We start from the raw sequence: 26,311 nt of genomic DNA, 5'->3' as shown, positions 1-26,311 counted from the left end.
GTTGGCTCTCGGGTAAGGAGACGAGATAGGTCGCCGATGATCGGGTGGTCGATGGAGGATGGATTGGCCAAGGCCTGGTTGAGCATCGCGCTTCTCCACTGATCGCTGTGCGACCAGTGGAATTGCGGCCCGTTCCCGAAAAACCCTGTGCCATGGGGTGAAGGCAGCCTTGTGGATGGCATCCCGCCTGTCAAGGCGGCTAGGCCCATGGTCGTGGTGGCAAAGCCTGGCTGCGCTAACCACACGTAAAGGTGCCCGATATAGGTGTTCATGCCAGTCTTCTGGGAGGTTTCGACTTGAGCAAATCCGTTCTCGCAACCGACATTGCGCCGCCCTTCTCCAACTACAGCCACGGCATGCTCGTACCCGCTGGTGCCGACATCCTGTTTTGCTCCGGACAACTGGGCGTGGCAGCCGACGGATCGGTTCCCAAAGGCTGCGCCGCACAGGCCGAACTGTGTTTTGCCAACATTGAAGCGGTACTGCGCGCGGCCGGCATGGACGTCGGCGACATCGTACGCATCAACGCTTATGTGACTGCTCGCGAACATATGGCTCCCTACATGGACATTCGGAACCGCCTCATGCCGGTGCCGTATCCTGCGTCCACCCTGATGATCGTTTCCGGTTTTTCGAGACCGGAATTCGTCGTCGAGGTGGAGGCTGTGGCGGCGCGCCGGCCTTGAACCAAGGAGCCGCCAGCCTGGCTCATTGATAAGATGCTCCAGGGATGAATGGATACTTCCCAATCAACCCCTCATCGACCTCCACGCCGAGGCCAGGACCTTCGGGCGCCAGGATCGTCCCATCGGTGACCTCGGGCGGCGTCCCCAGTTCGTCCCTGAAAGCATTGATCGCCGACACGTCGGCCTCGTAGATGAACGCGTTTGGCGCAACTGACAGGACGTGCGTTGATGCTGCGGTGCTCAAGACCGATGCACTGGTATGCGGAGCGAATTGCAGGTGCCATGCTCCAGCCAGCGCCGCGATCTTGAGGATCTCGGTGATGCCGCCGGTCTTGCAGCAGTCGGCCTGCACGAACTGGATCACCTGCTCGCTGATCAGCGTTCGCAACTCGTGGCGGGTGAAGTGGTTCTCGCCGGCGGCAAGCGGCGTCGAAGTGACGTCGCGCAAACGGCGGTAGCCGGGCAGATTGTCCGGCGTGAACGGTTCCTCCAGCCAGGCCAGTTTGCCCGCCTCGCAGATCTCGGCGATGCGGTGCACATCGGCGGTCCGGTATCGTGTGCCAGCGTCGGCGGCGAGCACAATGTCGTCGCCGAAGGCCGCACGCACGCCTGCAACACGCTCCAGGTCCCGCTCCAGCGTATCGCCGACGCGCAGTTTCATGAAATTGTAGCCCTTGGCGATGTAGCGTCCGATTTCAGCCTTGAGCTCGTCTACCGGCTGGAAGCCGAGACTGATGCCACCGGCATAGGCCGGGATGGGCCGGCGCTTGCCACCCAGCAGCTTGTAGACAGGCTGACCGAGATCCTTGCCCTTGATGTCCCACAGCGCGAGGTCTACGCCCGAGAGCCCGATTACCGCAGCGGCGCCGGGTCCATGGGTGGCAACAAAGCGTCGATAGCTCGCGTCCCAGATCGCCTCGGTCTCATGGGCGCACATGCCCAGGATGGAAGGTCCCAGCGCATCGTTGATGAAGGCGGCGATCGTGCTCGGCGTCTGGGCGTGGTGGGCCTCGCCATATCCGACGATGCCGTCCTCGGTCTCTATCCGCACCAGCACCATGTCGCGCTTGGCAGAGCGGCCAACCGCGAAGGTAGCGCCACCGGGTGTCGGACATGACAGGGCGTGGGCGCGAACGCTTTTGATCTTGGTCATGGAAAAACCTTCCGGTCAGCCCTTCACCGCACCGCCGCCAACACCGGCGACCAGATGTTTCTGAAGGAAGAAGAAGATGAGCAAAATGGGCGCCGCCGTGATCACGCCGCCCGCCATCAACATACCCCAGTCGGTCGTGTACTGGCCGATCAGCCCGGACAACCCGAGCGGCAGCGTCCTGTTCTTGTCCGACAGAATGAAGGTCGAGGCATAGAGAAACTCGTTCCACGTATGGATCATGACCCAGGTCGCCACCGCAACGATGCCCGGGCGTGCCATAGGCAGGATCACGCGCCAGAACGCTTGCCAGCGCGTGCAACCATCCAGCCGCGCGGCATCCTCGAGCGAGTGCGGCACCTGGGCGAAAAAGCCCCGCATGAGCCAGACGCAAAGCGGCAGCATGTAGCTGAGATATACCGGGATCAGTCCGTACAGGCTGTCCAGCCAGCCCAGGTAGCGTAGCTGAATGTAGAACGGGATCAAAAGCAGCACTGGCGGAAACATCTGCCCGTAAAGCATGAACAGCGGCAAAAGCACTGCCCCCTTGAACCGATGGCGCGCCATCGCGTAGCCCGCCGTGACAGAAAGGACGACGCTGATGGCCGTGACGCTGATCGTCAGGATCAGACTGTTGAGGGCAAATCGCCAGAACTCCGCCCCCACCAGCAGGTCGACATAGTTCTGGAACGTAATGGAGTGCGGCACGATCGATGGCGGCCGCGCAAAGATCTCGTCCTTGGCGCGCAGCGACGTCGCGATCATCCAGTAGAAAGGAAAGACACACCAGATGAATGCGGCCCAAAGGCCGGTATAGAGCAGGACCGTGCGCACCGCCTTCGGCATGCGTGTGCGCTTGAGTGGTGCGCTGGCACGTGTGTTGGCCGATTTGGCCTCTGCGGAGACTGGCGACATCTCAGTCGGCTTCCTTGGCGTGGATCAGTTTGAGGTAGATCGTGGTGGCGATGACCAGCCCGACGAAAAGCATCGTCGCGACCGCTGAGGCCATGCCGAGATCAAAGCGCTGAAAGCCGTATTTGTAGGCTAGAGTGAACAGGATCTCCGATGAGTTGAGCGGCCCCCCCTCGGTCATCAGCCAGATCGCGTTGAAATTGTTCACGGTGAGGATGAAAGTCAGCACAGCCGAGATGGCAAAGGAGACGCGGATCTGCGGCAGGATCACATGCCACAGCTTGCGCCAACCCGAGGCGCCGTCCATCGATGCAGCCTCCAGGATGGATTTCGGTACCAATTGCAGTGCAGCTAACAGAAGCAGCATCACGAACGGCGTACCCTTCCAGATGCTTTCGACCGTAACGGCGAAGAGCGCTGTTGCGGTGTCGCCCAACCAAGGGTGATATGTATCGATGATGCCGAGGCGCACCAGGATTTCGTTTACGATGCCGACGCTGGGGTCGTACATCCACCGCCATGTCAGGACGGCGACGACACTGGGCACCACCCAGGGTACCAGAATGCCGGACCGGAAGAATCCGATGCCCGGCACGATACGGTGCAGCAGAAGCGCCAATGCCAATCCGAGGACGAGCTGCGCGACAACATTGAGCACCACCCAGATCAAGGTGTTGAGCGAGGCCAGAACGAAATTGGGGTCGGCGAAAACCTTTTCGAAGTTGCGCATGCCGACAAACGGCATGTCGCCGCTGTTCAGCGTGCGCAACGTCACGTCATGGAAGGCGGAGGTGATGCCTGATACAACCGGATAAACGACCACTCCGATGGCGATGACGATCGCCGGCATCACCATCAGGTAGGGGTAGAGGCGCGCACCCGTGCCGTTCTCGAAGATCGAGGACCAGTGCGGCTTCAGTCTCATTGTGTCACGGGTGCTTTTGGTCATCTTACTGGGACAGCAGTTGCTCGATTTGCGTATTGGCTTTGGCCATGGCCTCGGCCGCCGGCTCGCCGCGGATCACGGCATCCCACATGTTGCCGAACACGTCGCCATGCATCTGGCTCCACGATGCGACGACCGGTCGGGGATGTCCCGAGGCCGCCTGCGCCATGAACGGCTGCATCTCCTTGGGCAACTTGGCGATTGCCTCGGGGGTGGTTGCCGCCGCCGTCGCCGACAGTCGATTGTACTTCGACATCAGCTCGATGCTGCGTTCGCCGGTGAGCCACTCGACGAGCTTGACCGCCGCGTCGGGTGATGCCGTCCCCTCGCGGATGGCAAGGTTGTAGCCACCGATGACGGTCGCGGCTTGCTTGCCTTTAGGCAGTGGATGGATCGAGAAGGTGATGTTCGGCGCGTTCTTCTTGATGGCGGCGATGGCCCAGTCGCCGCTTACCACCATTCCAGCGCGTTCCTGGACAAAGGGTGCGTGGACCTCATCCCAGTTGCCTGCTGTCAGTACCGACTCTGGCATCGCCTTGTCTTGGGTGTAGAGCTTGGCGAGGAAGTCGACAGCAGCGATCGCTTCGGGATCGCCGACATGCGACTTGCCGTTCTCATCGATGATGTCACCCCCTGCCTGCCAGATGAACGGATAGAGCTGGAACGCACCCATCCTGTTTGAGCCGAAGCTCAGACCATAGGTCCCATTGCTCGCATCGGTCATGGCGACCGCGGCCTTGCGCAGCTCTTCCCAGGTGGTCGGGGCCTTGTCGATTCCTGCGGCGGCCAACATCTTGTCATTGACGATCAGGGCCACGTTGTTGGTGTAGAGCGGGAGCGCGTATTGCTTGCCTTTGTAACGGCCGGCCGCCAGCGGTCCGGACTGATACTGCGAAGCGATCGGCTCGGCCTGTGCGCTGATGTCCTTCAGAAGTCCCGCATCGGCAAGGCCTGCGACCCAGGCGATGTCGAGTGCCATCACGTCAGGACCGGCGCCCCCGGACAGGGCGACGAACAGGTTGCGCTCCATCTCCATATGCGGAACGGCCTGGACAGACACCGTGTGTCCCGTCTCTGCCTCGAACGCCTTCAGTTCGGCGTAAAGCGGCGCATCGGCACCTGAAGCAAGCGGGGCGTTCACCCACAGCACCAGATTGTCCGCCCAGGCAGGGGCTGTTCCCATGCCGGCGGCGATCGCAGCGGACATGGCGCTGCTCTTCAGCAAGTTCTTCATGTTGTTTCCTCCCGTAATGCGCCTGAGGCGCGATAAATTGGCCGGGGCGAGCTGGCCAGGCCACATCATTCGACCTCGTTCGTCCAATTGATTGCGGTCCCGAACCAGCGCGAGAAGGCAGCCAGCTCCTCCGGTTCCTCTCCAGTTGTCTTGACGCCACCCTTGACAGTGCCAACCGCCTCGACGCGCCACCCGTCCTGGCCGGGCGAGGCGCTCGCTCCGTCGCCAAAAACGATCTCGACGGCGCGACGCGAGGCCGTGTCCAGCGCGAGTACCAGACGAGCCCCCTTGCGCACGAAGACCGGCATCTTTTCCAGGGGCACGTCGTGAATGCGCCACGCCGGTCCGGTGACGAAGTCACCCAAGAGCACATCCAGCCATTCTCCGGCGGGCAAGTAGACGGCACGCGTGTTGCCATAAAAGGCCACCGGCGCAACCAGCACGTCGTCGCCGAGCATGTATTGCTGGTCCCAGTCGTTGATGGTCGACCACTCGACCTCGGGGAAGGCCAAGGGCATCATGCGCATCAGCGGCAGGCCGCCGCAGGCAGCGTCCCCGCCATAACGATGGAAGACCGGCATCAGGGCAAGATGCAGCCGGGCATAGTCCTCATAGACCGCGACCGATGTCGCATCCATGTCCCAAGGCTCGCGACAGCCCAGACCATGCAGCATCATCAACGGCGTGAAGCAGGCGAACTGCGACCACCGCGCAAACACCTGAGTGGTCGGCGTGCCGAAATATCCTCCGAGATCGCTGCCGATGAAGGACCAGCCGCCAAAGGCGGCACTCTGCACGGCGCGGACCGCCGAGGGCAGGCCGGTCTTGGGGCAGAAGTCGGACGTCTGGTCGCCACTCCAGATGGGAGCGCGCACCGATGGCGAACCGGATCTGCTGATGATCGCCGGTACTTCGCCCTCGAAGGCTGCGATCGTTGCCGTCAGGTAGTGGCGGACGAAGGCATTATGCGCCCTCCCCCCCGTTTCGCCGGAATGCAGGACTGCATGCTCGGGAAGCTGTTCACCGAAATCCGCCTTGAAGCCCTTGATGCCGCGCCGTAGCAGGTTGCGCAGGTTCTGCGACCACCAAGCACTGGCGTCAGGGTTGGAAAAATCAATGAGTGCGGCGACGATGTTGGGATTGGCACCTGGCCGGCGGGTGATGAGCGCACCATCCGCATCCTTGATCGTGTAGCCCTGCGCGCTCGCATAGCCGAAGGACTTTGTCCCGACGACCACCCAAGGACACAGCCACAGATAGATGTCGCTCCCATCCGCCGCCATGCGCGAGACCATGTCCCAAGCGTCTGGATACTTAGCGGTGTCGAATTCGAAGGAATGGACCTCATCTGCCCAATAGGCGTCTATCAGCTTGACAGCCATCGGCAGGGAGAGGTTGCGGTAGCCGTCGGTGTCGGCCTCGACGGTCTTTTGGTTTTCGATACGCCAGTCTCCGGCTTTCCACAGGCCGAAGAAGGAATCCTCCGGCATGATAGGCGGGCCAATGCGTTGGATCAGTGCGGCATAAAGCTGCTCGAGGGTGCCCAAATGGATCTCGATCTCGATCCTGTTTCCCTCGACCTGGATGCGCAGGACATTGGGGTCGAGGGGGGCTGCGATGTGGAAGACGGCGGCCGCCTCGTCCGGCAAATAGAGCCCGTAGCCGAGCGACGTGGCGATCCATGGCGACGGCAGGTAGGTGCCGTTGCCCAGACCAAAGTTCTCGAGGTAATACCGTACCGACTGGCCACGAAGGTCGAGTGTCTCGAAGCGCTCGCCGCCGCCAAATGCCTGGAACGCCCTTGGCACAGCAAAGGCGATTTCGATGGCTTCGGCCCGTGGGTGCGACGCCACGATGCGCCAGTTATTGCCCTCGCGCGTGGTCTCGATGGACAGCTCGCTACTCGCGGGGAATGCCGTGCTGGTCCACGAGCCACCTGGCACGCGCCAGCCAATGCTGACCGGGCTATAGGCAGCGCCAGCCGGAAGGATTGCCAGCTCCAGCGTCTCAGACATGGTCGACCTGCACGCCTAGCTGACGTCCGAGATGCAGCACCGCGTCGGCCCAGCGCCCGTAGACAGCGGTCACGTGGTGCTCATAGCCCTCGTCGATGAAGTGACGCACCAAGGTTTCTGCATCCACCCCATACGGCCTGAAGAAGCCCGCTGCCCGGTTTGCCTGCGACTTCGCGGCGAGCAGTTCGCCCTCGCTGACGAAGATGCGCAGCTCTCCGTCCGCGCGCAGCGACAGCCGCATCAGGGTCATCGCCCCGGCTTTCAGCGGAAAGGTCTCCTGCTTTAATGCTGGATCCAGCGAGCGAGGCCCATCTGCAAGGCGCGGGCTGACGCCATAGTGCCAGAGTACGAGCCGGTTGTTGGCACGGTCGATACCGGAGATATCGGTCAGGAAAGGCAGTGAGGTCGCGTCAAACGCACGCGCCACGAGCGCTGTCACCGCGCCCATGACATCGCCTTCGGGGGCTAGGGGCACGCTGCGATCGGACAGTTCGCCGAGTGCGCCCCAGGTACCTTTGAAGTTTTCGGCGTAGAGGATTTCTGGCCAGTCCCTAATAGCGATCGCATCTGCCTTGATCTTGTCCAGGCCGGCGCTGAGACGGGCGCAAGTGCGCCCCAGCGTCTTGCGGCTGGCTTCGTCGTCGCCTCCCTCAAAGCTGGCCTCCGCCCAGAGCCGGGCCGCATCGGCCTCTGCCTTGGAATCTGCGGTGCAGCCGTTGAGGAACTTGACGAGGGTCGTTTGCTCGATCGTCACGTCCAGATGCCGGCGGATCATCCAAGGATCAACCGCCAGGTTGGTGAACCAGTCCGCGTGCGCGCCAACAAGCGCGATGCGCGCGCCGCGAATCCGTCTGTGGGCGCGCGATGCCGCGGCGAAGGCTGCAAGCTGTGCGGCCAAGCCTTCGCCGTCGGGATTACCCAACAACAAAGTGAAGCCGTGGCCAAAGCGCGTAAGGGTGGAGGCCCATAATTGCGCGCCGCACAGCGAGTTGGTGATGATCCGGTCGGTTTCTTCCAGGGCCCACAATGCGATCGGCACACGGCGATCACCCAGATGCGCCAGTACCTCATGCAGAAGCTCCGCCGTCGCAAAGGTCGACAGCTGGATCACCAGAGCATCGAGACCATCCAGGTCGAGCTGGGCAAAGGCCTCTGCGCAGCTCGCACGGTCGCGCGCCAACAGTGGCGCGACGACAAAGCTGCCGGCCAGCGCTCCCTTGTCCACCAGCCCCGAGGTGCGTGTGATGAGTTCGCTTGCGGCCGCTTCCGAAAACAGCGGCGAGGCAATGAACATAATGCCTGTGCGGCCGGTGGCTGCGGCCTCCGGCGTATTTGTGGTCGGCATTCAGATTATCTCCTCTTGCGCAACTGGCTGGCCAGACCTGTCGTCCAGGCCGCCACTGCGTACAAAACAATAAGCTGCATAATGCAGTGCGGCCTTGGGATCGTTTCCAATCGAGGGCTCGATGAAGGACAGATCCAGGCGCTCCGGCGAATATCCGCCGAGCAGGCTCTGGTTCACCCCCTCCCCAATCGCTGCGCGATCGGCTTCCGGCATCAGCGATGGCCAGCCACTGACGACCACCTTGGGTACGGGATGAAGGTTGAGCGCGTTTCCCAGCGCCAATCCCAGCAGGAACTGGCGTTCGCGCAACGTCTCGCGGGCTGCCGGATCGACACCGAGAGCCTCCATGAAATGGTCGCCCTTGGTCAGGATGTCGGCGTCGCTCATCCCTATGATCGCTGACACCGCGCGCAGCGAGGTATACGCCTCGACACAGCCCTTGTGGCCGCAGCGACAGGGTAGGCCGTCACGTTCGATCACCATGTGGCCTATCTCGAACGCCTGGAAGGCGTCGACTGGCGCCGTGTCGTTGACGATTGCGCCAGCCACGCCGTGCCCGACAAACAAGAAGAGATGCTCGCCAGAAAAGCTGTAGCCGCCGGTGCGCGCATAGCGGTGGAACGCTGCCTGGGCGATCACGGAGTTGGTGAGCGTCAAGGCGACGCCCGGCAGGGTTTTGCCCAGCAATGTCTGCAGCCGGCTCATGCCCCAGGGATAGATTGAATTGTCGGCTCCCCGCCCAAAGCCCGGGATCGACATAGCCCCAAGACGCAATGTGATGCCGCGCGTCGTCGTCCATTCACTGACGGCTGCCGCGCTGTCGGCAAACAGCTTTTCGAATTCCTGCTGAGACAGCTGCGGCGAGGCAGGAACGCGCTCGACGTAGTCAAGCGTTCCCGCGAGGTCACCGACGCCGAATGACAGGCGGCTGTTGGACAGTTCGATACCGAGGACTGAAATATCCTTACTTAGTGTAACTAGAGCTGTCGGCGCGCCGGAATTGCTTGTCTGCTGGCGCGTTTCCTCGACTGTGTTTTCCTTGCGCAGCTCGTTGAGAATGCGTGACACGCTGGCCTCGGACAGGTTGCAGTCCTTAGCGATATCGGTACGAAATCCGCCTCCTGAGCGCAGAAGGCTCTCGAGCACGCTGGCTCGCGTCTCCTTTCTGCTGCGTGGAACAAATCGACCGGACATCTCTCGCCTACATATTTACACTATGTAATTATTCTGCTTTACAAACGCCCGTTGTCAACAGGGAGCGAGAAGAAAATGGCTGAGTTGACACTGCGAGGGGTGCAAAAGCGCTTCGGTACTGTCGACGCAGTGAAAGCGGTGGACCTGGATGTCGGCGATGGCGAATTCGTCGTGCTGGTCGGGCCGTCAGGCTGTGGAAAGAGCACGCTCCTTCGCATGATCGCGGGGTTGGAAGAAATCAGCGGCGGCGAGATCAGGCTCGACAGCCGCAGCCTGAACGCTGTCGCACCCCGTGACCGGGACATGGCGATGGTCTTCCAGGACTACGCGCTGTACCCGCACATGACGGTTGCCGAGAACCTGGGCTTTGCCCTCAAGATGCGCGACATGCCCGCCAGCGAGATCGACGCCAAGGTGCAAGAGGTCGCGCGGATGCTCGAGCTAGAGCCCTATCTCGCGCGCAAGCCTCGTGCGCTTTCCGGTGGCCAGCGCCAGCGCGTGGCGCTTGGGCGCGCACTGATCCGCGACCCCAAGGTGTTCTTATTTGACGAGCCCCTTTCCAATCTCGACGCCAAGCTGCGCGTGGGAATGCGGATGGAAATACGAAAACTGCAGGCGACGCTGCGCACCACCAGCATCTACGTGACCCATGACCAGATCGAAGCCATGACCATGGCTGACAGGATCGTCGTGCTTCGCCTGGGCGAGGTGCAGCAGATCGGCACACCAAATGAGATTTACCAGCGCCCGGTCAACAGTTTCGTTGCCACCTTCATTGGATCGCCTCCCATGAGCCTGGTACCGGCGGCGATCATCGACGAAGCTGGCGGCAGCACCCTGAGCTTCGGCGAGGGCCAACGCCTTCCGTTGCCGGCCGACAGGGCCCAGGTCGTACGACGCGCTGGCGTGGACAGCGTCGATGTTGGCTTACGCGCCGAACACATCGCACTCACAAGCGAGGCAGGACCTGGCACTTTCGTGTCCGACATAGTGCTCGTCGAGGATCACGGAGCCGATTCCATCGCCGTGGTCAGGCTGGGAGAACGTGAGGTGATGTCCCGCGTCCGCCCAGGTAGCGCGCATGCCGGCGACAAGGCGCAGCACTTCGCAATTGATCTCGACGCCATCCATCTTTTTCACTCCAAAACGGGGATGCGTCTTGTCTAGGCCGGGCCAGCGCTCCGTCTTCTGCGTCGGGCTCGCGCTCCAGGATACGATCCTCACTTTGGACCGTATCCCCGATCGGGCCGTGAAGGTCTACGCCAGGGACCGGCGCGAAGTCGGCGGCGGGCCCGCGGCAACCGCCGCCGTGACTGTGGCGCGGCTCGGCGGCCTTGCCTTTGTCGCCGCCCGGATTGGCAATGACAATGTGGGGGCTGCGATCCGTCGCGAATTCGAAACATGGGGCGTGGATGCGAGCTGGGTTCGCGCCTTCCCGGAGGTGCGCTCCTCCGGCTCGGCCGTTTTGGTGGACGCAAATGGCGAAAGGCTAATCGTCGCCTATGCCGATCCCCAGATGCCGGCTGGTGCGGATTGGCTCACGCCGCAAAGCTGGGGGGACGCGGTTCTGTGCGACCTGAGCTGGCCCGCCGGCGCCCTTCACTGCCTGGGTTCGGCACGTGCCGCAGGCATACCTTCAGTGCTCGACGCCGACATTTCGCGCCAACCGAGGGATAGTGTGGCGGCAATCGTCGAAGCTGCGGATCATGTCATTTTCTCGCGCCCCGGGCTTGCCCAGTTCACGGGCACGGACTCGATCAAAAACGGTCTTGCGGCGGCACGGCGCGCCGGTCACGCCTTCGTCGGAGTGACAGATGGCGCGGCCGGCATCTATTGGCTGGATGGTGCCGGGCTTAGCAACGCCCCGCCGCCTCGCGTCGATGCGGTCGACACGACAGGTGCAGGAGATGCATTCCACGGCGCCTTCGCACTGGCGCTGGCGCATGGGCGTCCCATTGCGGAGGCAATAGCCTTTTCCAATGCAGTGGCCGCACTCAAGTGCACGCGCCCGGGCGGTCGCGCCGGACTTCCTGGCCTTGGCGACCTCGTTCGCTTCGCTCCCGAACTCAACCTCGACTGGATGACGACCGATGCATGACCACGCCGCCTTACGCCGCCCGGCCATGACGCGTGACACCCGCCTTGATGCAAAGATTGCTTCGATCCGGCGCGATCCGTCAGGCAGTAACGAATTCCTGATCTGCGACGCCAAGGATCCGGACATGGCGCGTGGCATCAACGCCCTTGGACTGGTGCGCGGTTCGGATGGCCTGGACAGGCCGCAGGATCGCAGCGGTTTCCTCGAAACCGTGCGTGCCATTGTGCGGCAGGACATCGTTGATCTGATGTTGTTGTCACCTTACAACCTGCACCAGCTGGCGATCGATGAAGAGCTGTTTAGCGGCAGCAGCATGGCGCGCGCCGCGCGCGTCAACGATACAAGCGAAATCTGGCTGCCGCGCCACGGCACATATCGCGCCACGCCGTCAATCCCGTTCCGCACAGCCGACCTTTTGCGTGTCATGCACGGCGGCCGCCCGCCTCTGGTGGAAGGTGTGGCCGGAACCGATCTGGGCCTTTACAGCCTGACGTTCACCAACAACGTCGAAGCTGACCTTCGGACGTTGGCCGCCTACAATGACTTCCGCGCCAACTGTAACACCCTCGGCTTTCGACACTTCCTGGAGGTCTTCAATCCGAATGTCGGTCAATTCTCTGGAGCTGAGGTTGGCGAGTTCGTCAACGATTGCATCGTGCGCTGCCTTGCAGGCATAGACAGGAAAGCTGCACCCATATTCCTGAAGGTTGCTTACAACGGCCCCAAGGCAATGGAGGAACTAGCTGGCTATGACGACCAGATGATCGTCGGTGTGCTCGGCGGCAACGCCGGAACCACGCGCGACACCCTCGAACTCCTTCACCAGTCCAAGCGCCACGGCGCACGGCTTGCGCTGTTTGGGCGCAAGATCAATCAGGCCGAGTCCCCGCTCGACCTCATCGAGGTGCTTCGTCGCGTCGCCGACGGCGAGATAAAACCAGCTGATGGTGTTGCCCTTTACCATGACCGCATAACGAAGGCCGGTTTGCCTGCCCGCCGCGATCTCGACGAAGATAACAGCGTCAGCCAGCCGGTGCTCAAAGCTGGCTGACCAATTGGCGAGAGCGCTTCGGCTATCTCGGCAAGCGGGATGCCTGCGCTTTGTGCGATCTTGATTACCGTCACGCTCTCAGGAGTTCACGCCGATAGACCCGATGAATGGCCGAAGTCATTCGGATGCGATCAGTCCCCTGCGTTCATAGAAATGGAGCATGGAAACCGGTAACCCGCTGCGGCGCGAGAGTTCGCCGACAGACAATTCCGTCTTCGCCATTCGCAATCTCCTTGACCTCAACCGTTGTTGAGGTCGTAGCAACATACCCGTCAAGAGGAGACGGGTATGGCGGACACGCGCAGCGACGCAGAGAAGGACACGGAGACATTCGTTTCATGGAGGGAGTTTCTTGGAAGCCCTTACGCGCCATCTCTGGCCTTGGTTTGCCTGGCCGTCTGGCTGCACGCGGCCGACAGCTTGATCGTCGCCACCATGCTTCCTTCCATCGTGGCCGAGATCGGCGGGGTCGCTTTGGTGGGCTGGTCCGTCTCGCTCTACGAAATCGGGTCAATCGTCGCGGGAGCGGCAAGCGCATTGCTGATAATGCGCTTCGGCCTGCGCACGCCGATGAGCATGGCCGCCATCCTGTTCGGGTTCGGCTGCATCCTTAGTGCCGTCAGCCCGACCATGCCGTTGCTTCTGACGGGACGCGCCCTGCAAGGACTCGGCGGCGGCGGTCTGGTGGCGATGGGCTTCGTCGCGGTCGGCCTGATCTTCCCGCGCCGCTATATCGCGCGCGCGATGGCGGCCGTTTCGACCCTTTGGGGCGTCTCGGCATTCGCCGGGCCGCTGGTCGGCGGCTTCTTCGTGGAATATGCGACCTGGCGTTGGGGCTTCGCCTTCTTTGCCTGCCAGGCATTCGCACTCGCCCTTTGGATCGTCTTGCGAAGCGACGCGGGCGTGACACGATCCACGGCCGACGCTACTGAGTTCCCTGTCAAGCGTCTGTCCTTGTTGTGTCTCGCCGTCGTTCTGGTCGCCTTTGGTGGGGTCGAGGTCTCGATCCTGCGAACGCTCCCTTCCGTTGCCGCCGGTCTGGTCTGCCTGATCGCCTTTCTGAGGCTGGACGCGCGCGCGGGCGACACCCGGCTTCTTCCGCGTCGCCCGTTGGATCCATGGCGGCCGGCTGGTGCCGCGCTGCTCATGATCCTGTCCATGTCCATGGCGACTATCGCCGTCACGGCGTTCGGGCCGCTCCTGGTAACAGCCATCCACGGCGTATCCGCGCTGACTGCCGGTTACATTGTTGCCTGTTCGTCCATCGGCTGGACGGTCATGGCCGTTTTGGTCAGCGGATTGCCCGAGCGGTTCGATCGGCTGATGATCGCCCTCGGCATGACGGTCGTGACCCTCAGCATCCTCGGCTTTCTCCATGCGGTTCCCAACGGCCCTGTCTGGCTGATCGCCGTCTTCGCGGCCATGGAGGGCGGCGGCTTTGGGATGGCATGGATATTCATTCTCAGGCGAACGATGGGGCTCGCCGGTGCCGACGAGGTCCAGCGAATTTCCGGGGCGATCCCCACGATACAGAGGCTCGGCTACGCTCTCGGCGCGGCCTATGTCGGGATCGTGGCGAATGCCTCGGGTCTGCTGTCCATTGAGACGGCCGCAGACGCTGCGAAGGTTGCCCGATGGGTCTTCGCGTCATGTGTGCCCTTCGCGGCAATCGGGCTGATCGCCATGAGCGTACTGGTGCGCGACCGGACGGGGAAATCGCAATCGAAATAGCATGAGCGGGAGAAATATTGAACGGATGACAGCTTCGTCCCGCATAGCTGCCGTTCCCGTCGCGGAAATCCTAGGTTTTGCGACAAATCGGTGGGGCCAAGTTTTTTGGGGAATTCTGTCGTAGAAGGCGCAAAAGCCAGACATGCGCGACCGACTTTTGTGACACGGAGGACCGCTTTATCTTCTGTCAATCTGGAAGCGGCCCTTCAGCTTGCCACCCCAATGGTGCCGTCGGCATTTGCGCTTAACGCCACGACTAGAAATGATACCCTGGCAGTTCCTGGGCCGGGAGCAGACTGGCAGCTTTGGGCCGCTGTGAAGCGAATGCCGGGCGTTCAAACCAATGGCGCCAAGGTCTCGGATTGGCCCAGAGCAGGCATTGCTAGTTATGCCGTGTTCCCCTTATGTTCCGATAGACGATTCGCATATGAGAGGACGATAGGCGTGCTTGAGGGAAGCTGTTGTTGCGGTGCTGTAAAATTTGAGCTTTTGGCGGTGCCATCTATGATGGGCACATGCCATTGCTCCAGGTGCCGGAAAGTTGGTGCCAGCACCATCGCTTTTGTAAAGCGTGAGGACTTGACGTGGCTTCAGGGAAAGGAGCACTTCACCCTATACCAGCCAAATTCCCCTTACAAATATGGTCGATGCTTCTGCAAGATTTGTGGGACGTCGCTCGGTGAAATTCTATCCGAAGAGGACAGTTTCCCCATTGCGGCGAACGCACTGGACTCGGACCTTGGCCTCAAGAACCAGTTTCATGAGTTCATTTCCGAAAAACCGACTTGGTACGAAATCTGCGATGACGCACCACAGTCCCAAGGACACCCATCGTCTTGACGGCCTTCACGGCAAGGTCGGCTTTGTCCGCATAGCGACCACAAGCGTAGTCATCGCCAAAGTCCGCTTTCAGAAGAAGACAAAACCGGCCTCATCGTCCGAAATGGAAGCGCACTGCTGCCCGGCAGCTTGGGGGCCGGTGGCGGACCGACCGCTATCAGGTTGAATTCGGCGGATAGCTGCCATGCGGCAAGCGACCTCACTGTTCGCAGCGCTTCCGTCGCCGCCGAGACCGCATTCGTTCGGTTCCCGCCGGACAGCAGAGTTGGAGTCGAACTGCCACCGTCAGCTTTGGCGCCCACAAGGATAACGTCCGGCTCGCACAATGTTTGCGGCATGTTCCATCTGACATCACCGGCCCTGCCTGGAGAGGAAATCGCAATGGAAGACGCCTCTTGGCGCAACGATGCTGCTCAAGCCGATTGCCTCGATGACGCTGGACGAAGTGCTTCCGGCCCACAAAGGCTGGTCGAAGAACCACAGCTCAAGCGCGCCCAGCGTAACCTCGTGGCCCTTGGACGATATGCGCAGCTTCTTGCATCAGGACAATGGTTGCGGCTCGTCGATACCCGAATTGGCGAAGAGGTTGGCGACCCAGTCGACGAAAACCCGCAACTTGTTGCTGAGATGCCGGTTCGGCGGATAGACGACATAGAGGGGCAAGGGATCGCGGCTCCATTCTCGCAGCACCGGCAGCAAGGTGCCGTTGCGGAATGCCTCCTTGACCAGAAAACGTGGCGCCTGGATGATACCCATTCCTGCTTCAGCCGCAGCGACGTAGGTGATCGCTTCGTTGGTGGCCATCAAGCAACGCCCGAGGATTTCCAGCTTCTCTTCGCCACGGCTGAAGATGAATGGTTGCTGGCGGCCCATTGGAGGCAGGAAGAAACTTACGACATGATGATCCTTTTCCAGATCCAGTGGATGCTGCGGCTCGCCGAAACGTTCAAGATAAAAAGGTGCGGCGCAGGTAATCACGCTCATCTCTGAAATGCGCCTGGCAATAAGGCTCTGATCGGTGATCTCGCCCGTTCTCAGAGCGCAATCGACGTTTTCGGCCAAGATGTCGATCTGCCGGTCCGATACGCCTAGATCTATTTGGATATCAGGGTAGCGCTGATAGAAATCGCACAGGGCCGGAATGACAATCAGCTTGGCCAATGCTCCCGCCATATCCACGCGCAACTTGCCCCTGGGCAGGGCTTGTGAGGTCGCCATATTGCTGTCGAGCTCATCGATGTCGGCTAAAAGCCTGAGCGCTCTTTCGTAGTAAAGTGCGCCATCAGGCGTCACGAGGACCCGGCGCGTCGTTCGGTTGAGGAGCTTCGTGCGCAGATGTGCTTCAAGCCCTTGAATGAGTTTGGTGACCGTAGCCTTTGGTATGGCGAGGGTGTCTGAGGCACGACTGAAATTGCCGACTTCGACGACACGCACGAAGGCCCGCATGGCGGCAAGTTGGTCCACGAAATATCCTCAGCAGCCTGCATTATTCACTATCAGAAACAGTGAAATCACAAAAGGCATACTTTTTCCAAAACGACAACAATCCCACCTTGGGGGTAGCTGACGAGGGCTGCACGCATCCCCCTGACAACATGTTGTCAGGGGCTGTGAGATACGACAGGGCATTATGAACACGACGTGGACAGAGGAAACGCTTGATGGAGGGGCCTGCAGTGTGCCGGTGCGCCTCTATCACAGCGACGCGCCGGTCAAGGTGCCTCCGCTTGTCCTGCACTTGCACGGCGGTTCATTCCTCGGCGGGTCAGCTGCAACTGGTCAGACAATCGCGACCCTTCTTGCCGAAGCCGGCGCTGTCGTTGTATCGGCGGATTACTCTTGCGCCAATGAACACCCTTTTCCACGCGCGCTGCAGCTTTCTTATGAAGTTCTGGGCCGTGTATGCGGCCAGCGTGCGAATTGGGCGGACAAGAAATCCACGCTGTTCGTTGCCGGCGAGGAGGCTGGCGGCAATCTCGCCGCGGGGCTGGCGCTGATGTGCCGAGACCAGCATTTCGGCGCCCTCCATGGACAGATTTTGCTTTCGCCGATGCTTGACCCATTCATGGCGACGGGATCGTTCCGCAAGGCCGAGACAAAGCCGACGGGCTGCCAGTGGTCGGACGGCTGGAACCGGTATCTCGGCTTTGGCGCCAATGCCTGCCATCCCTACGCTGCACCAGCCTATTGCGCTCGCCTCGCAGGAGTTGCCCCAGCGCTTATTCTGACCGCCAACGATGATCCAATGCGCGACGAAAGCTTGAAATATGCGAGGCGACTAAAGGAAGCGGGCGTCCGCGTCCGCGAGAGTGTGCTCACCGCCGAGACCGGGTGGCCAGCCACCTATGCGAGATGCCCAGCGGCCAAGCAGGGTTGGGTGGAGACTGTTCGGAGCCAATTTGTAGAGTTTTTCCAAGAAACCGGAGCGTTGCCCCACTGACGGACCGCTTCCAACCCGCACGGCCTGATCGCCGTTAAGGAGAATACCATGAAGAAGACTACCGCCGGCCGGCTCCTATGGGGTGCCGGCATACCTCTTGCTGCGTCGATTTTCGGCGCGATGCTGTTTGTCAATTCGCCGGATCGCGCCAAGGCCGAAGTAGCAGCACCCGCGCAGGCAATGCCCGTGTCGGTCGCCGTGGTTGAGCCACGCGAAGTCACGACCTGGGACGAGTTCTCCGGCCGCCTTGAAGCTGTCGATCGCGTCGAAATCCGCTCGCGCGTTGCCGGTGCGATCCAGTCTGTGCACTTTCGCGAGGGTGCACTGGTGAAGAAGGACGATCTGCTCGCCACGATCGATCCCGCGCCCTATGCCGCAACGGTTGCCCAGGCCGAAGCCGTTGTGGCCGCAGCGCAGGCACGCGTGGAACTGACCAAGCTCGAATTTGAACGTGGTCGCAAGCTCGTCGAGAATCGCGCCGTTTCGCAGAGCGATCTTGATCAGCGGCTGAGTGCATCGCACGAGGCTCAAGCAAACCTGCAGGCTGCTCAGTCCGCCCTGCAGTCGGCACAGCTCGAACTCGGCTATACCGAGGTTCGCGCGCCGATTGCGGGTCGTCTCGGTCGGCTTGAAATCACTGCCGGCAATCTTGTCGCGGCTGGTTCTGGCTCGCCAGTCCTGGCAAAGCTAGTTTCGGTCAGCCCGATCTATGCCAGCTTCAGCATCGATGAGCAGCTTCTGGCACGCGCCTCGGCTCAGCTTCCGGTAACGGAAAACGGGGCGCTGGCGGTTGAGCAGATTCCGGTGGAAATCGGCACGGCCAGTGACGACGGCACGCCTATCCGGGGCAAGCTCCAGCTGATCGACAACGAGGTCGACACAGCAAGCGGCACCATGCGTGTTCGGGCGGTGTTCGACAATCCTGATGGCCGCCTGATTCCGGGGCAGTTTGTGCGGGTGCGCATGGGCCAGCCGAAGCCCGCGCCTGAACTCACCGTCAGCGAACGGGCAGTAGGGACAGATCAGGACAAGAAGTTCGTTCTGGTCGTCGAGCCGGACAACAAGGTCGCTTATCGCGAAGTGACGCTTGGCGCTTCGGTCGAAGGGCTGCGTATCGTCAAGAGCGGGCTCCAATCCGGCGAACGCATTGTCGTCAATGGATTGCAGCGGGTTCGTCCTGGTGCGCTGGTCGATCCGCAGCCGGTTGCCATGGTGACGAACGAGCAGGCAGTGGCCCAGGCCGACGCAGCCACCCGCTAGAGCATCGGAAAGTAGGCAACGGTTTTCGGGATATCCCGAAGCTCACTCAAAGCACGAAATCGTCCTTTACGCGTTCGAATGGACGCATGGCGATCTAAACAGGCCGGTGGAAACGGGCGCTTCCCACTCGTTTCCGTCGGCAGGCAACAATTTGCCGGTGGCCCCAACGCCGAGAGGCTTTGTCTGGGGCCATCCGCCCAATTGCGCTCGGAGAGGCGGAAGTTGACATGAGTATTTCCAGATTTTTCGTTGACCGACCGGTTTTTGCCGGGGTGCTCTCTATCCTCATACTTATTGCCGGTCTGCTTGGCCTCCGTGCCCTGCCGATTTCGGAATACCCCGACGTCGTGCCGCCTTCAGTCGTGGTCAGGGCACAATATCCGGGCGCCAACCCGACCGTCATCGCCGAAACGGTGGCGACCCCGATCGAAGAAGCCATCAACGGCGTCGAAGACATGCTCTACATGTCGAGTCAGGGCACTACGGATGGCCTGATGACGCTGACTGTAACTTTCAAGCTCGGTACTGATCCGGACAAGGCGCAACAACTCGTGCAGAACCGTGTCAGCCAAGCTGAGCCGCGTCTGCCGGAGGAGGTACGGCGACTGGGCATTACCACAGTCAAGAGCTCGCCCGACCTGATGATGGTCGTGCACCTTCTGTCGCCGAACGACCGCTACGACATTACCTATCTGCGCAACTACGCCGTCATCAACGTCAAGGACCGGCTCACACGCATCGACGGTGTCGGTCAAGTGCAGGTCTTTGGCTCCGGCGACTATTCGATGCGGGTCTGGCTCGATCCACAGAAGGTGGCCAAGCGTGATCTTTCGGCAAGCGATGTCGTCCAGGCGATCCGCGAACAGAATATCCAGGCCGCCGCTGGTGTCGTAGGTGCTTCGCCCGGCCTGCCCGGCCTTGACCTGCAGCTTTCCGTAAACGCGCAGGGACGGCTTCAAAGTGTCGACGATTTCGGCAACATCATCGTCAAGACCGGTGCGAATGGCGAGGTCACGCGATTGCGTGATGTAGCTCGCCTTGAACTCGGTGCTGCCGAATATGCCCTGCGATCGCTTCTCGACAACAAATCGGCGGTAGCCATTCCTGTGTTTCAGGCGCCAGGTTCCAATGCCATCGAAATTTCCGACAATGTCCAAAAGGTAATGGCAGAACTTCAGCAGACCATGCCCGACGGCGTGGAATACCAAATCGTCTACGATACGACACAGTTTGTCCGCGCCTCGATCGAGGCGGTGGTGGACACGTTGCTTGAAGCCATCGTTTTGGTGGTGCTCGTGGTCATTTTGTTCCTGCAGACTTGGCGTGCCTCAATCATTCCGCTGGTTGCAGTGCCCGTCTCGATTATCGGCACATTCGCGGTGATGTATGTTTTCGGCTTTTCCATAAATGCACTCACCCTGTTCGGGCTCGTGCTTGCCATTGGCATTGTCGTCGACGATGCCATTGTGGTGGTCGAAAACGTCGAGCGCAACATTGAGGAGGGGCTGTCGCCGCGCGAGGCGACCTATCGTGCTATGCGCGAGGTTTCCGGCCCTATCGTCGCCATTGCCATGGTGCTGGTCGCGGTCTTCGTGCCGCTTGCTTTCATTTCCGGGCTGAGCGGGCAATTCTACAAGCAGTTTGCACTGACGATTGCGATCTCGACAGTGATTTCGGCCTTCAACTCGCTAACGCTTTCACCAGCCCTTGCAGCACTCCTGTTGCGTGGGCACGACGCGCCCAAGGACTGGCTGACCCGCGCGATGGATAAGCTGTTCGGCTGGTTCTTCCGCGGCTTCAATCGGGGTTTCGGCAGTGGTTCGAAGGCCTATAGTGGTGGCGTGCGACGGCTCCTGTCGCGCAAGACTGTGATCATGGGCCTCTATATCGTGCTGGTGGCTGCTACCTTCGGCATGTTCAAGACGGTGCCCGGCGGCTTCGTTCCGGCGCAAGACAAGCAATATCTCATCGGCTTCGCGCAACTACCCGATGGCGCAACGCTCGATCGTACGGAGGAGGTGGTCCGGCGCATGGGCGACATCGCCCTGAAGCAGCCGGGCGTTGAAAGCGCCATCGCCTTTCCAGGCTTGTCGATCAACGGCTTCACCAACAGCTCCAACGCCGGCATCATCTTTCTGTCGTTGAAGCCGTTCGAGGAACGCAAGACGCCAGATCTCTCGGGCGGCGCTATCGCGCAAGCGCTCAACGGCCAGTTCGGCGGCATTCAGGAAGCCTTCATTGCCATATTCCCGCCGCCACCGGTGCAGGGTCTTGGTGTGGTTGGAGGCTTCAAGATGCAGATCGAGGACCGTAACGGCCTCGGCTACCAGGCGCTGGACGAGGCGACCAAGGCCTTCTTGGCAAAGGCCTACGCTGCACCGGAGCTGACTGGAATGTTCACAGGATTCCAGGTCAACGTTCCGCAGCTCTATGCCGACCTCGACCGGACCAAGGCGCATCAGCTTGGCGTTGCGGTGACGGATGTCTTCGATACGCTGCAAATCTATCTCGGTTCGCTCTATGTCAACGACTTCAACCAGTTCGGCCGCACCTATTCCGTGCGTGTCCAGGCCGATGCCGCCTTCCGCGGCCGGGCTGACGACATCGGGCGGCTGGAGGTCAGGTCGCAGTCGGGCGAGATGATCCCACTGTCGGCCTTGCTGAACGTCAAGCCGAGTTCGGGGCCGGAGCGGGCGATCCGCTACAATGGGTTTCTCTCGGCCGATATCAATGGTGGACCTGCCCCCGGCTACTCGTCGGGCCAGGCGCAGGCCGCCGCCGAGCGCATCGCTGCCGAGACTTTGCCGAAAGGCATCAGCTTCGAGTGGACCGACCTGACCTATCAGGAGATATTGGCCGGCAATTCGGCCGTGCTCGTCTTCCCATTGGCGTTGGTCCTGGTGTTTTTGGTGCTGGCCGCTCTCTATGAGAGCCTAGCCCTGCCAATCGCGATCATCATGATTGTCCCGATGGGTATTCTGGCTGCTCTCACCGGCGTCTGGCTGACGCAAGGCGACAACAATATCTTCACCCAGATCGGCCTCATCGTTCTTGTCGGCCTGTCGGCGAAGAACGCTATCCTGATCGTAGAGTTCGCTCGTGAACTCGAATTTGCGGGGATGACACCACGGGAGGCCGCAGTAGAGGCAAGCAGGCTGAGACTGCGTCCGATCCTGATGACCTCGATGGCCTTCATCATGGGCGTGGTGCCGTTGGTGCTTTCCACCGGCGCTGGCGCCGAGATGCGCTCGGCCATGGGCATCGCGGTCTTTGCCGGCATGATTGGTGTGACCGCCTTCGGCATCTTCCTGACGCCGGTCTTCTACGTCGTGATGCGCAGACTGACTGGCAACCGCCCGCTCAAGCAGACTGGCGAATCCACGATGCCGGTGCATTTTTCGGAAAGCGCATCAACAGGAGACTTCGCGGATGGCCCGGTCTCCGCTATTGGACCGAACTATCCCTCCCCCGTTGAAAAATAAGGTCGCCGCCGCATATCGATGCAGGTCGATCGTGCATAACCCGCACGATCGACCCCAATCGCCCCGTCTGCTTGCCCAGTTTAAGCAATTGGCTAGCGTCGGCAGCGGTAGCCGACTTGGTATTCGTCGAGCTCTATGCGGGAAATCGTGGGCTCGGGCTGTGATCCGTTGGACCGTCCGACCGGCGAACGTGAAAGATGCGACAGACCAGCCATTTCTCGTAACGACCGAACGGGGCCATGAACGGATAGTCTGCTTCTATGATGAACAGGCGAATTAGCTACTGTTCAGCTGCGACGAGCACCCCGGTTTTCGGGTATGCGGTTCCGCACGCTAACGACCATCGACCTATGCTGGCAGTGAACATGCTGCTCTGACCGTTGGTCAGATCGATCGTATCATTCCGCCGTCGATCCTTATGAGCGAACCTGTCACGTAGGAGGCTCTTTCGCTGGCAAGAAATGTGACAACATCCGCAAATTCTTCTGGCCTCCCGTATCTGCCGGCTGGAATGCTGGCCGCGGATTGGCGGGCCACTTCATCGATACTTGCGCCGATCTTTTGAGCTGCATTGGCATCGAGGGAGGCAACCCGTTCCGTACCGATCCGCCCTGGCGCAGCTACGTTCACGGTGATGCCGTGTTTCGCAACTTCCCCGGCGAGGGTTTTCGACCACCCGACTAACGCTGCCCGTACTCCGTTGGAGATCGCCAGATTGGCAATTGGCTGCTCGACACCCGACGATGCTACCGTGATGACACGTCCCCACTCTCGCTTCTTCATTGATGGCAGCAACGCCTGCGTGAGATGAATGACGTTGGCAGCCATCGCCTCAAACTGGACAATCCAGTCGGCACGCTGCGCCGCCTCAGCGCTTGAAGGCGCGGGGCCCCCGCTGTTGTTGACGAGGATGTCCACGCCGCCTGCGGCATTGATCCGTCGCGCCAAGGCATCCACCGAGGCAAGGTCCGCTAGGTCCAGATGGACCGGTGCGACCAAGGCTTTAGAATCGCGGGGCAGAGCCCCAGTCCATTCGGTGATCCGTTCCACATTGCGTGCCGCTGCATGCACACGCACGCCTTCCATCGCCAAGGATTTCGCAATGGCTGCACCGAGGCCACGGCTCGCCCCAAGCACCAGCGCACTTTTACCGGACAATTCGAGGTCCATGTCAGCCAATCCTTTCGAGATAACGTGTCTGACGCTCGATCAGGAAGGCGATGTCCTTGATATCGAGCGCGTTGAGTAGCTGTCGTGGCTTGCGCATTGTGGCAGATGCTATTGCGCCGCGTTGTGCCAGGATGTGTTTGCGCACAGCGAGGCCTATGCCGGGCTGCTGCTCGTAGCGGGCTAGCGGCAGATAGGCATCAAAGATGTCGTGGGCTCGCGCTATCTCGCCGCGGGCATGTGCGGAGACGACATCCACCATCATCTCCGGATAGGCAAAGCCTGTCATTGCGCCATTGGCGCCACGTGTCATCTCGTCCGGCAGGAACAAGCCGCCATTGCCAACCAACACCGAAACGCGCCGCAGGCCGTTCTCTGTCTCCCGCTTACGTAGGGCACTGATCTTGTTGAGACCGGGCCAATCCTCATGCTTGACCATGACGCAGGTCGGAATGGCCTCGATGATGCGGGCAATGACGTGAACAGGAATCTGCACGCCGGTCACAAGCGGATAGTCCTGCAGCACGAATGGTATGGAGGGCCCAAGCGTCTCGGCGACGGATTCGTAGTAGCTGAAGATCTGGTCGTCGGAGCGCAGATGCCCTGGCGGAGCAACCATGACGCCCGCTGCACCAAGGGACATGACGTCGTTGGCAAGCTCGGCAAGCGAGGCAAGCCCGCTGCTCGACACGCCGACAACAATCGGCGCGCGCGCCATGGTGGCTTCTATCGCCGTCCTGACAAAGCTTCGAGATTCCTCGGCCGTCAGCTTGGGCGCCTCGCCCATGATGCCCAGCAAGGTCAGGCCGGTGCAGTCGTTATCGAGATAGAAATTGACCATCGAACGCGTGCTGTCGAGATCCACCGCTTCGCCTTCGGTGAAAGGCGTGACGCAGATGGCAAATACGCCCGTGGCCTGTTCGTTCAAAGTACCTGACATGTCCCCTTCCCTCAGCCGGCCATCACGTAGGCGGTCTTCACGGTGGTGTAGAATTCGGCTGCGTAGCGGCCCTGTTCGCGTGGGCCGTAGCTCGAGCCTTTCCGCCCCCCGAACGGGACATGGAAGTCGATGCCGGCCGTGGGCAGGTTGACCATGACGATGCCCGCCTCGGCATTGCGCTGGAAATGGCTGGCATGCTTGAGACTTGTGGTGCAGATGCCGGCCGACAGCCCGAACGTCGTGTCATTGGCGATCGTGAGTGCTTCCTCGTAGTCTTTCGCCCGGATCACGCACGCAACCGGCCCGAATATCTCTTCGCGGGCGATCCGCATGGAGTTGTCCGCTTCCGTAAACAGCGCTGGGCGCATGTAGTGGCCGGGCTTGCCGGCATCGAGGAGTTCCCCGCCCTCCGCCAGCCTGGCACCGTCGACGCTGCCGATGTCGACATATCTAAGGTTTTGTCGAAGCTGGTTGTCGTCGACTACGGGGCCAATGTGGCTTGCCGGATCCAGGGCATCGCCCACCACCAGTGACCTCATCCGTGCGATCAGCGCTGTGACAAACCGGTCGTGGATGGCCTCGGTCACGATCAGGCGGGAGGATGCAGTGCAGCGCTGGCCTGTGGAGAAGAAGGCACCGTTGGCAGCGCATTCAACTGCGACCTCGAGATCGGCATCGTCGAGCACGACAAGCGGGTTCTTGCCGCCCATTTCGAGCTGCATCTTCTTGAACGAAGCCGAACAAACCGCTGCGACGCGCGAGCCGGTCTGCACCGATCCCGTAAAGGTGACGGCTGCGACATCGGGGTTGGCAAGTATCGCCTCCCCCACCACCGAACCGCGGCCGTTGACCAAATTGAAGACGCCTTTCGGGCACCCGGCGCGCTCGATGATCGACGCAAGCGCATTGGCCGTAGCCGGCACGAGGTCGGCCGGCTTCCAGATAACTGTATTGCCGTAAGCAAGTGCTGCGGCAATTTTCCAGGATGGCAGAGCAATCGGGAAGTTCCATGGCGTTATGATACCGATCACGCCAACCGGTTCCCGCGTGACCTCGATATCGATGCCAGGACGAACAGACCCAAGTTTTTCACCCGCAATGCGCAGCACTTCTTGCGCGAAGAACAGGAACACCTGCCCAGCCCGTGCCGCCTCGCCGATACCCTCGGCGAGGGTCTTGCCCTCCTCGCGTGAAAGCAGGCGCCCAATCGCGTCCTTGCGCGCAAGGATCTCGTCGCCAATCTGCTTGAGCAGATCGTGGCGCTGCTGAAGGCCCGAATGAGACCACCTAACAAATGCCTGACGAGCGGAGGCGATCGCATGATCGGCTTCACTGCGGCTCGCCCGTGCGCTGCGGCCGACGATGTCACGCGTGTCGGAAGGATTGATATCTTCGGCCAGTTCGCCACTGGTCGACCATTCGCCGTCGATGAAATTACCGTATATCGTCTGTGGCCCGGAATGGCTCATGGTTTGTCGTCCCTATGAAAGGCGATTGCGCAGATTGAGAACGTATGGGTGGTCGGCCGTGCTCTTGGGCACCATCGAAACACCGCCTGGCGAGCCCCAGCCGGTTACCTGGTCGCTGAAGAAGGCGGCGTTGACCTCCTCGAACGGCTTGAGCTCGTCAGGCAGATCGATCTCGGCAAAGATCGCCTTTACCGGACAAACCGAGACGCAAAGCCCGCAGTTGATGCACTCTTCAGGCTGGATGTACATCATCGCCCCGCCCTCGTAGATGCAGTCGACAGGACAACTCACCTGGCAGGCGCCATCCTTGACGTCGATGCAGGTCGTGGTAACCACGTAAGGCATCTTCCA

22 protein-coding genes are annotated in these 26,311 nt (G+C 61.0%); 9 read left to right on the top strand and 13 right to left on the bottom strand.

Features of this window, described 5'->3' with window-relative positions; translation table 11 throughout:
• The first annotated feature begins 296 nt into the window (after positions 1-296).
• The gene (locus AC1RTB_RS15290; protein WP_492881935.1) at positions 297-686 is read left to right on the top strand and encodes a RidA family protein; all 390 of its coding nucleotides are present in this window, start codon (positions 297-299) and stop codon (positions 684-686) included.
• A 22-nt stretch (positions 687-708) separates the two neighbouring features.
• Here AC1RTB_RS15290 and AC1RTB_RS15285 read toward each other — a convergent pair whose 3' ends face one another.
• The 7 genes from AC1RTB_RS15285 to AC1RTB_RS15255 all read right to left on the bottom strand — a co-directional run bounded on the left by AC1RTB_RS15285 (position 709) and on the right by AC1RTB_RS15255 (position 9,356).
• A complete protein-coding gene (locus AC1RTB_RS15285; RefSeq protein WP_492881934.1) occupies positions 709-1,839 on the bottom strand; it encodes a mandelate racemase/muconate lactonizing enzyme family protein in 1,131 nt (376 codons plus the stop codon).
• A 15-nt stretch (positions 1,840-1,854) separates the two neighbouring features.
• A complete protein-coding gene (locus tag AC1RTB_RS15280; protein WP_492881933.1) occupies positions 1,855-2,682 on the bottom strand; it encodes a carbohydrate ABC transporter permease in 828 nt (275 codons plus the stop codon).
• A gap of 70 nt (positions 2,683-2,752) precedes the next feature.
• Positions 2,753-3,673 (bottom strand): carbohydrate ABC transporter permease, encoded by a 921-nt coding sequence (locus AC1RTB_RS15275; protein ID WP_492881932.1) that lies wholly within the window; start codon positions 3,671-3,673, stop codon positions 2,753-2,755.
• A 25-nt stretch (positions 3,674-3,698) separates the two neighbouring features.
• Complete coding sequence (locus tag AC1RTB_RS15270; protein WP_492881931.1) at positions 3,699-4,928, bottom strand: ABC transporter substrate-binding protein; 1,230 nt, start codon at positions 4,926-4,928, stop codon at positions 3,699-3,701.
• A 65-nt stretch (positions 4,929-4,993) separates the two neighbouring features.
• Positions 4,994-6,943: a TIM-barrel domain-containing protein gene (locus AC1RTB_RS15265; RefSeq protein WP_492881930.1), complete on the bottom strand. Its 1,950-nt coding sequence runs from the start codon at positions 6,941-6,943 to the stop codon at positions 4,994-4,996.
• The gene (locus AC1RTB_RS15260) at positions 6,936-8,288 is read right to left on the bottom strand and encodes a hypothetical protein (RefSeq protein ID WP_492881929.1); all 1,353 of its coding nucleotides are present in this window, start codon (positions 8,286-8,288) and stop codon (positions 6,936-6,938) included. Before AC1RTB_RS15260 ends, AC1RTB_RS15265 begins: the two co-directional genes overlap by 8 nt.
• Entirely contained in the window at positions 8,289-9,356 is a 1,068-nt protein-coding gene (locus AC1RTB_RS15255; RefSeq protein ID WP_492881928.1) for an ROK family protein, read from the bottom strand.
• A 201-nt stretch (positions 9,357-9,557) separates the two neighbouring features.
• Here AC1RTB_RS15255 and AC1RTB_RS15250 point away from each other — a divergent pair, with 201 nt between their 5' ends.
• From AC1RTB_RS15250 to AC1RTB_RS15240, 3 genes are read left to right on the top strand one after another with little or no spacing between them, the layout of a single operon-like run.
• Positions 9,558-10,649: an ABC transporter ATP-binding protein gene (locus AC1RTB_RS15250; protein ID WP_492881927.1), complete on the top strand. Its 1,092-nt coding sequence runs from the start codon at positions 9,558-9,560 to the stop codon at positions 10,647-10,649.
• Entirely contained in the window at positions 10,642-11,580 is a 939-nt protein-coding gene (locus tag AC1RTB_RS15245; protein WP_492881926.1) for a PfkB family carbohydrate kinase, read from the top strand. Before AC1RTB_RS15250 ends, AC1RTB_RS15245 begins: the two co-directional genes overlap by 8 nt.
• A complete protein-coding gene (locus AC1RTB_RS15240) occupies positions 11,573-12,631 on the top strand; it encodes a hypothetical protein (RefSeq protein WP_492943828.1) in 1,059 nt (352 codons plus the stop codon). Before AC1RTB_RS15245 ends, AC1RTB_RS15240 begins: the two co-directional genes overlap by 8 nt.
• Before the next feature lie 117 nt (positions 12,632-12,748).
• Here the strand turns inward: AC1RTB_RS15240 and AC1RTB_RS15235 are convergent, their stop codons facing one another.
• On the bottom strand, positions 12,749-12,853 hold the full coding sequence (locus tag AC1RTB_RS15235; RefSeq protein WP_492881924.1) for a MerR family DNA-binding transcriptional regulator: 105 nt from the start codon (positions 12,851-12,853) through the stop codon (positions 12,749-12,751).
• A 66-nt stretch (positions 12,854-12,919) separates the two neighbouring features.
• On the opposite strand from AC1RTB_RS15235, the gene AC1RTB_RS15230 reads away from it, so the two are divergent.
• Both AC1RTB_RS15230 and AC1RTB_RS15225 read left to right on the top strand, forming a co-directional pair.
• Positions 12,920-14,362 carry an MFS transporter gene (locus AC1RTB_RS15230; protein ID WP_492881923.1) on the top strand — a complete coding sequence of 481 codons (1,443 nt, stop codon included), beginning with the start codon at positions 12,920-12,922 and terminating at the stop codon, positions 14,360-14,362.
• A 222-nt stretch (positions 14,363-14,584) separates the two neighbouring features.
• Positions 14,585-15,202 (top strand): GFA family protein, encoded by a 618-nt coding sequence (locus tag AC1RTB_RS15225; RefSeq protein WP_492881958.1) that lies wholly within the window; start codon positions 14,585-14,587, stop codon positions 15,200-15,202.
• Between the two features lie 540 nt (positions 15,203-15,742).
• Here the strand turns inward: AC1RTB_RS15225 and AC1RTB_RS15220 are convergent.
• Entirely contained in the window at positions 15,743-16,666 is a 924-nt protein-coding gene (locus AC1RTB_RS15220; protein WP_492881922.1) for a LysR family transcriptional regulator, read from the bottom strand.
• 166 nt (positions 16,667-16,832) lie between these two features.
• On the opposite strand from AC1RTB_RS15220, the gene AC1RTB_RS15215 reads away from it, so the two are divergent.
• The 3 genes from AC1RTB_RS15215 (at position 16,833) to AC1RTB_RS15205 (ending at position 22,384) form a co-directional block, all read left to right on the top strand.
• On the top strand, positions 16,833-17,642 hold the full coding sequence (locus AC1RTB_RS15215) for an alpha/beta hydrolase (protein ID WP_492881921.1): 810 nt from the start codon (positions 16,833-16,835) through the stop codon (positions 17,640-17,642).
• A gap of 48 nt (positions 17,643-17,690) precedes the next feature.
• Complete coding sequence (locus AC1RTB_RS15210) at positions 17,691-18,902, top strand: efflux RND transporter periplasmic adaptor subunit (RefSeq protein WP_492881920.1); 1,212 nt, start codon at positions 17,691-17,693, stop codon at positions 18,900-18,902.
• Positions 18,903-19,129: 227 nt separating this feature from the next.
• The gene (locus AC1RTB_RS15205) at positions 19,130-22,384 is read left to right on the top strand and encodes an efflux RND transporter permease subunit (RefSeq protein WP_492881919.1); all 3,255 of its coding nucleotides are present in this window, start codon (positions 19,130-19,132) and stop codon (positions 22,382-22,384) included.
• 384 nt (positions 22,385-22,768) lie between these two features.
• Here AC1RTB_RS15205 and AC1RTB_RS15200 read toward each other — a convergent pair whose 3' ends face one another.
• Genes AC1RTB_RS15200 through fdxA form a run of 4 tightly spaced genes read right to left on the bottom strand, consistent with a single transcriptional unit; the run spans position 22,769 to position 26,305 of the window.
• Positions 22,769-23,554, bottom strand: coding sequence for an SDR family oxidoreductase (locus AC1RTB_RS15200; RefSeq protein ID WP_492881918.1), 786 nt, complete (start codon positions 23,552-23,554; stop codon positions 22,769-22,771).
• Between the two features lies 1 nt (position 23,555).
• Positions 23,556-24,491, bottom strand: coding sequence for a dihydrodipicolinate synthase family protein (locus AC1RTB_RS15195; protein WP_492881917.1), 936 nt, complete (start codon positions 24,489-24,491; stop codon positions 23,556-23,558).
• Between the two features lie 11 nt (positions 24,492-24,502).
• Entirely contained in the window at positions 24,503-25,960 is a 1,458-nt protein-coding gene (locus AC1RTB_RS15190) for an aldehyde dehydrogenase family protein (RefSeq protein WP_492881916.1), read from the bottom strand.
• Positions 25,961-25,972: 12 nt separating this feature from the next.
• A complete protein-coding gene (gene fdxA, locus AC1RTB_RS15185; RefSeq protein ID WP_492881915.1) occupies positions 25,973-26,305 on the bottom strand; it encodes a ferredoxin in 333 nt (110 codons plus the stop codon).
• Positions 26,306-26,311 lie beyond the last annotated feature (6 nt).

This window comes from Aminobacter sp. GW821-FHT11F06, from assembly GCF_058808215.1.
This window is presented reverse-complemented; position numbering and strand designations above follow the sequence as displayed.

Bases quoted from the DNA above. Each gene is read 5' to 3' on its own strand.
- AC1RTB_RS15285 (WP_492881934.1), bottom strand. From the start codon at position 1,839: ATGACCAAGATCAAAAGCGTTCGCGCCCACGCCCTGTCATGTCCGACA.
- AC1RTB_RS15280 (WP_492881933.1), bottom strand. From the start codon at position 2,682: ATGCCGAAGGCGGTGCGCACGGTCCTGCTCTATACCGGCCTTTGGGCC.
- AC1RTB_RS15275 (WP_492881932.1), bottom strand. From the start codon at position 3,673: ATGAGACTGAAGCCGCACTGGTCCTCGATCTTCGAGAACGGCACGGGT.
- AC1RTB_RS15270 (WP_492881931.1), bottom strand. From the start codon at position 4,928: ATGAAGAACTTGCTGAAGAGCAGCGCCATGTCCGCTGCGATCGCCGCC.
- AC1RTB_RS15265 (WP_492881930.1), bottom strand. From the start codon at position 6,943: ATGTCTGAGACGCTGGAGCTGGCAATCCTTCCGGCTGGCGCTGCCTAT.
- AC1RTB_RS15260 (WP_492881929.1), bottom strand. From the start codon at position 8,288: ATGCCGACCACAAATACGCCGGAGGCCGCAGCCACCGGCCGCACAGGC.
- AC1RTB_RS15250 (WP_492881927.1), top strand. From the start codon at position 9,558: ATGGCTGAGTTGACACTGCGAGGGGTGCAAAAGCGCTTCGGTACTGTC.
- AC1RTB_RS15240 (WP_492943828.1), top strand. From the start codon at position 11,573: ATGCATGACCACGCCGCCTTACGCCGCCCGGCCATGACGCGTGACACC.
- AC1RTB_RS15235 (WP_492881924.1), bottom strand. From the start codon at position 12,853: ATGGCGAAGACGGAATTGTCTGTCGGCGAACTCTCGCGCCGCAGCGGG.
- AC1RTB_RS15230 (WP_492881923.1), top strand. From the start codon at position 12,920: ATGGCGGACACGCGCAGCGACGCAGAGAAGGACACGGAGACATTCGTT.
- AC1RTB_RS15225 (WP_492881958.1), top strand. From the start codon at position 14,585: ATGGTGCCGTCGGCATTTGCGCTTAACGCCACGACTAGAAATGATACC.
- AC1RTB_RS15215 (WP_492881921.1), top strand. From the start codon at position 16,833: ATGAACACGACGTGGACAGAGGAAACGCTTGATGGAGGGGCCTGCAGT.
- AC1RTB_RS15210 (WP_492881920.1), top strand. From the start codon at position 17,691: ATGAAGAAGACTACCGCCGGCCGGCTCCTATGGGGTGCCGGCATACCT.
- AC1RTB_RS15205 (WP_492881919.1), top strand. From the start codon at position 19,130: ATGAGTATTTCCAGATTTTTCGTTGACCGACCGGTTTTTGCCGGGGTG.
- AC1RTB_RS15200 (WP_492881918.1), bottom strand. From the start codon at position 23,554: ATGGACCTCGAATTGTCCGGTAAAAGTGCGCTGGTGCTTGGGGCGAGC.
- AC1RTB_RS15195 (WP_492881917.1), bottom strand. From the start codon at position 24,491: ATGTCAGGTACTTTGAACGAACAGGCCACGGGCGTATTTGCCATCTGC.
- AC1RTB_RS15190 (WP_492881916.1), bottom strand. From the start codon at position 25,960: ATGAGCCATTCCGGGCCACAGACGATATACGGTAATTTCATCGACGGC.
- fdxA (WP_492881915.1), bottom strand. From the start codon at position 26,305: ATGCCTTACGTGGTTACCACGACCTGCATCGACGTCAAGGATGGCGCC.